At 39.4% G+C, this 5,255-nt stretch carries 3 protein-coding genes and 1 pseudogene; all 4 read right to left on the reverse strand.

Going from position 1 to position 5,255, the window contains the following annotated elements:
* Window positions 1-143: 143 nt before the first annotated feature.
* Window positions 144-1,631, reverse strand: a complete 1,488-nt coding sequence (locus RG959_RS23680; protein ID WP_342799255.1) for an aldehyde dehydrogenase family protein — start codon at window positions 1,629-1,631, stop codon at window positions 144-146.
* Window positions 1,632-1,745: 114 nt separating this feature from the next.
* Window positions 1,746-3,038, reverse strand: a complete 1,293-nt coding sequence (locus tag RG959_RS23685; RefSeq protein WP_342799256.1) for a Glu/Leu/Phe/Val family dehydrogenase — start codon at window positions 3,036-3,038, stop codon at window positions 1,746-1,748.
* A 399-nt stretch (window positions 3,039-3,437) separates the two neighbouring features.
* Window positions 3,438-4,832, reverse strand: a complete 1,395-nt coding sequence (locus tag RG959_RS23690; protein ID WP_342799257.1) for an APC family permease — start codon at window positions 4,830-4,832, stop codon at window positions 3,438-3,440.
* A gap of 225 nt (window positions 4,833-5,057) precedes the next feature.
* Window positions 5,058-5,255: pseudogene (locus tag RG959_RS23695) on the reverse strand (putrescine aminotransferase); the annotation flags it as partial.

Below are 5,255 nucleotides of genomic sequence, written 5' to 3' on the forward strand. Positions count from 1 at the left end.
AATCCACTGGGCGTCTTCTTCAGTAATTGCTTCTTTTTCAATCAGGCTGAGCACTTTATTGATATATTCGCTTACTTCTGTATATTGTTGATTTTCTTTTTTGCTAATTGTTTTTTCCATTTAAATCACTCCTATATAATAAATTAATTTTCAAACCAGCCGATAGGTTCCACACTTAAGTTAATGTTAATTTGCTTTACTTCCTGGTATTCTTCTAACCCATAGGTTCCAAGGCCTCTTCCAATCCCGCTTTGTTTATAGCCGCCCCATGGCGCTTCATTAAACGTAAAGTGGTACGTATTAATCCAAGTGATACCCGCGCGAAGTTTCTTAATGACACGCAGTGCTTTTGCCCCGTCTATAGTAAAAACACTGCCAGCTAGTCCGTATACAGAATCATTCGCCAGCTGGATCGCTTCTTGTTCATCCTTGAATTTCTGAATGACTACAACAGGACCAAAGATTTCTTCTTGAACAATTTTCATACTTGAAGTTACGTCTACAAAAACAGTAGGCTCTACAAAATAGCCTTGATCAAGTCCATTGGCAGTGATCCGGTTTCCGCCACAAGCTAAGCGTGCCCCTTCTTGCTTCCCAACTTCAATGTAACTAAGTACCTTTTCCAAATGCTCCGAGCTAACAAGCGGTCCCATTTCAGATTGTGGATCATGACCCGGCCCTACTTTGATTTTTTGGGCCCGTTCTACAAATCGTTCTACAAAACGGTCGTAAATCGATTCTTCTACTAAAATTCTGGATCCCGCTGCACAAATTTGCCCGCTTCCGGCAAAAATGCCGAACAATGCATAATCAACAGCTGTTTCAAAGTCTGCATCTGCAAAGATAATGTTTGGAGATTTCCCGCCAAGCTCCAAGGATACCTTTTTCACACTATCTGCCGCTTTTCTCATAATGTTTTTGCCTGTTACTGTACCACCGGTAAAAGATATTTTGTCTATCAGAGGATTTTCAACCAATTCGTTCCCTACAACAGCTCCCGCTCCAAATACCAAGTTGCAGACTCCTTTTGGCAGCCCCACTTCTTCAAATATTTCAACCAGTTTTGCAGAAGTTATGGGGGTTACTTCTGAAGGCTTAAATACTACTGTATTACCGGCTGCTAGGGCAGGCGCCAATTTCCAAACACCCATAAGTAATGGATAATTCCATGGAACAATCAGACCGCAGACTCCAACCGGCTCTTTGATCACCATCGCCTGCATGTCAGCTGGAACGTGGTATGTTTCTCCATCTGGTTTTGTGATAAGTCCCGCATAGTACCGGAAGCAAGCGGCTGCGTCCATTACGTCTGCATCTGCTTCCCGGAATGGCTTGCCGTTATCACTAATTTCTAAACGGGTAAGTTCTTCTTGATATTCTTCTAGTTTGTCTGCAATTTTAAATAAATAATTTGCACGTTCTGCGGCAGACAATTCTGACCAAATTCCGCTATCGAAAGCCTTTCTTGCAGCTTCGATCGCTTCTTTCATATCATTTACCGAACCTTCAGCCACATATCCAATGACCTTTCCATCTGCTGGATTTATAACAGGCCTGCTGTCACCTGATGTGGCATTTTTCCACTCCCCATTAATATACATTTTGAGGTCTACTGTTTTGGTTATTTCCATGTTTTCGCCCTCCATTCAAGCGCTTTCTATTTATTATAGTTCAAGTATATCTTACTTATGAATGACTGTCATTCATTTTTATTAATAAATTTCCATTTTGTTTAAACAATTTCCTTAAAAGTTAATCCAGCCTCGAAGTCGTGATGCTTCTGCTATTTTTTTCACACCTTTTATATAAGCCGCTATTTTCATATCTACACCATATGCTTCTGCAATCTGTAGGACTTCGTGAAAGCTCTCTTCCATTTTCTCCTGCAACCGCTGATCGATCAGTTTATCCGACCAGTAATAGCCTTGATTATTCTGGCACCATTCAAAGTAAGAAACGACCACGCCGCCAGAATTCGCTAATATATCCGGCACAATAAAAATACCTCGTTTATTCAAGATTTTTATCGCTTCTTTGGTTGTTGGGCCATTAGCAGCTTCAATAATAATCTTACATTTAAGTTGCTCAGCATTCTCTTTTGTAATAACGCCTCCAATAGCAGCTGGAATCAATACATCGCATTCTTTTTGAAAAAGCTCTTGATTTGTTATCGGTTTTCCTGAGTACTGCGATACAACACCAAAAGAGTCTCTTGTTTCCATGAGCCTTGGAATATCCAAACCGTCTGGATCATAAAGCGCTCCTAAAGCATCTGAAACTCCTACCACTTTTATTCCCAAGTGATATAAATATTCAGCCAGGAAGCTTCCTACGTTTCCAAACCCTTGAATGATTACTTTCATTCCTTCCAAAGGAAGTTTTTTTAATTCGCTTATCATTTGAAGATTGTATAATACACCTTTTGAAGTAGCTGTTTCTCTTCCTTCAGAGCCTCCTAAAACGAGAGGTTTCCCTGTAATAAATCCTGGTGAATCAAATTCACGTATATGATCATACTCATCTAACATCCATGCCATGATTTGAGAGTTGGTATACATATCTGGTGCTGGAATGTCTTTTGTAGGGCCCACAATCTGGCTGATTGCACGGACATATCCTCTGCTCAACCTTTGCAGTTCATTCATGCTCATCAGCCTTGGATCACATATGATTCCGCCTTTTGCGCCTCCGTAAGGAAGATTAGTGACACCGCATTTTATACTCATCCATCCTGCTAGCGCTTTTACTTCTTCAGGGGTAACATCCGGATGAAATCTTATTCCGCCTTTTGTAGGCCCGGTCGCATCATTATGCTGTGCACGATACCCTTTAAAAACTTGAATTTTCCCATTATCCATTTGGACAGGAATATTTACTTCCAAAAACCTCATAGGGTTCTTTAAAAAAGAAAATACCTCATCCGGATAGTTCAGAAAACTAATCGCCTCTTTTAATGTTTCTTGAAATTCTTCTAAAGGATTGGCAGTATCTGTTTCCTTTGCCGGAGAATCAATAACGTTCATCATTTTTTCTTTCATAATAAATACCCCCTTTGATCGTATGATGCATGTTAAACTTTTTCATCGTGCTTTATGTTTCCGATAAGAGTAACCTGTAAAATGTATTCCTTTCCTAGTGGCTTTATAAGCTGCTAAGGCACCTAAACTACTATTCAGGCACCCCCGCCTTTCATATTTTAATAATCAAGAAGTAATTTTACTTCTTTTTATTAAGATATAAATGAACTTGATAGCCCGTATTATTGCAGTGCTTACAGCCATTGCCATTACATGGTGTACAAACTGGACGTTTCAACGGTCATCTTCCTTCCTCTAAGCAATATCTATGAGTTAGCACATTCAAACCAGATTTCTACTTAAATGTTTCGTTAGTGGCTTTGACACTACTTATTCATTTACAGACAAGCATTTGTTCCACTACACATCCATCGTTTTATTATTTTCAATCAAGGTTGCTGGCTCAAGTTCTTCCATTTCACTAAATTCGATATTCCCCGGTTTTTTCTTAAACATTTTCGTCAAGTAAACAAGGTACAGAAAGCCAATAAATGACCAGGAAATTCCGAGAACAAGAGAGTTCTGCTCAAGATTAACCCATAATACAGCAACAGTGGCGGCACCTAACAAAGGCATAACGATGTAAGTGAAAGAACCTTTAATAGACATGTGCTCTTTTTTCTTAAAAACATAATGAGCAATGACCGATAGATTTACGAAGGTAAAAGCAATTAATGCACCAAAACTAATAAAAGAAGTCGCTGTAGCCAGGCTGAAGAAAACAGCCGTAAGAGAGAAGCCCCCTACTAAAATAATGTTTAATACAGGCGTTCTCAGCTTAGGATGTACGTATCCAAAAAATTTCTCAGGCAGTATTCGATCTCTTCCCATAACATACAATAGACGGGCTACACTTGCATGAGAAGAAATTCCAGACGCTATCGTTCCTGCTATACCACCGGCAATAAATAAAAATTGAAATATAGCTCCTCCCATTGAAGCTGCAATTTCTGGCGATGAAGCTTCTGGATCTTTAAAAGCTGATACGTCTGGGAAGACTGACTGAATAAAATAGGAGGCAGTAATAAACATAATCCCTCCAATTAATGCCGTTAGAAAAATAGCACGCGGTATCATCTTTTTCGGATTCGGTGTTTCTTCAGCGAGCATAGCTACAGCGTCAAAGCCTAAGTAGGAAAAACACAGCAATGTAGCTCCGGCAATAAGAAGGGACATATCAGCACCTTCCTGATAAAACGGCCGTACAGAAAAAGCACTGCTTGCTCCGCCACCATTTAAAACGTATTTGATAGCCATCCCGATAAATAAAAGAATAATACAAGCTTGGAAAATAACCAGAAAGGTATTAAAATTTGCTGTCGAGTTAATACTCAACAAATTCAACAGCGTTACAACTGCTACAAACCCCACTACCCAAATCCATCCCAGTACGGCCGGAAAGATTGATGACAAATAGATTTGAAAAATAAGCGCATTTACCATGGGCAAAAACAAATAATCCATTAAAGCAGCCCAACCCACCATAAACCCTAAATGTGGGTTAATAGATTTTTGTGTATACGTATAAGCAGATCCTGCAGTTGGATAAACCCGAATCATTTTCTTATAGCTGACAGCCGTTAAAAGCATAGCAGCTAATGCCAGGACATATGCAGTCGGAACATAGCCATTCGTCATCTCAGAGACAATCCCGAAGGTATCAAACACGACCATTGGGGTCATATAAGCAAGCCCCATTAAAATAAGATGCGATAGTTTTAAGGATCTCTTTAATTCCACTCTCTCTGCCTGCATGTATCTTCCTCCTTATCAGCTCAAATTTTTGGAATTAACTGACTATTTTTGTTGCTATCACAACCCTAGTACTTTTATCTTAAACTGATTGACTTATGTTTATTTACCAAGTCTATCAGGGTTTATTTTTAGTATTAAATATCTGAATGAAATTTCATCATATTCATTTCGTTTAAGGAGCAAACCCTTATTTTGATTTGCTCCTATAGAAAATTCTTTTAACTCTTATCCACCTGTTTGTAACCCATCAAGGACTTTCTTGAATGTAGCCACTACCTCGTCTACTTCTTCTTTTGCGATAGTCAATGGCGGCTCAATCCGGATCGTCTTCGAATTCACCAGGGTACCGGCTACAAGGATTCCTTCATCAAACATTCCCTTGGACAGGGCATAGCCGACTTCATCTTTATGGAACTCAATCCC

It is taken from the genome of Domibacillus sp. 8LH (assembly GCF_038806185.1).
GTDB classification, from domain to species: Bacteria; Bacillota; Bacilli; order Bacillales; family Domibacillaceae; genus Domibacillus; species Domibacillus indicus_A.

Coding starts and splice junctions, on each gene's coding strand:
- RG959_RS23685 (WP_342799256.1), bottom strand. CDS start 3,038: ATGAAAGAAAAAATGATGAACGTTATTGATTCTCCGGCAAAGGAAACA.
- RG959_RS23680 (WP_342799255.1), bottom strand. CDS start 1,631: ATGGAAATAACCAAAACAGTAGACCTCAAAATGTATATTAATGGGGAG.
- RG959_RS23690 (WP_342799257.1), bottom strand. CDS start 4,832: ATGCAGGCAGAGAGAGTGGAATTAAAGAGATCCTTAAAACTATCGCAT.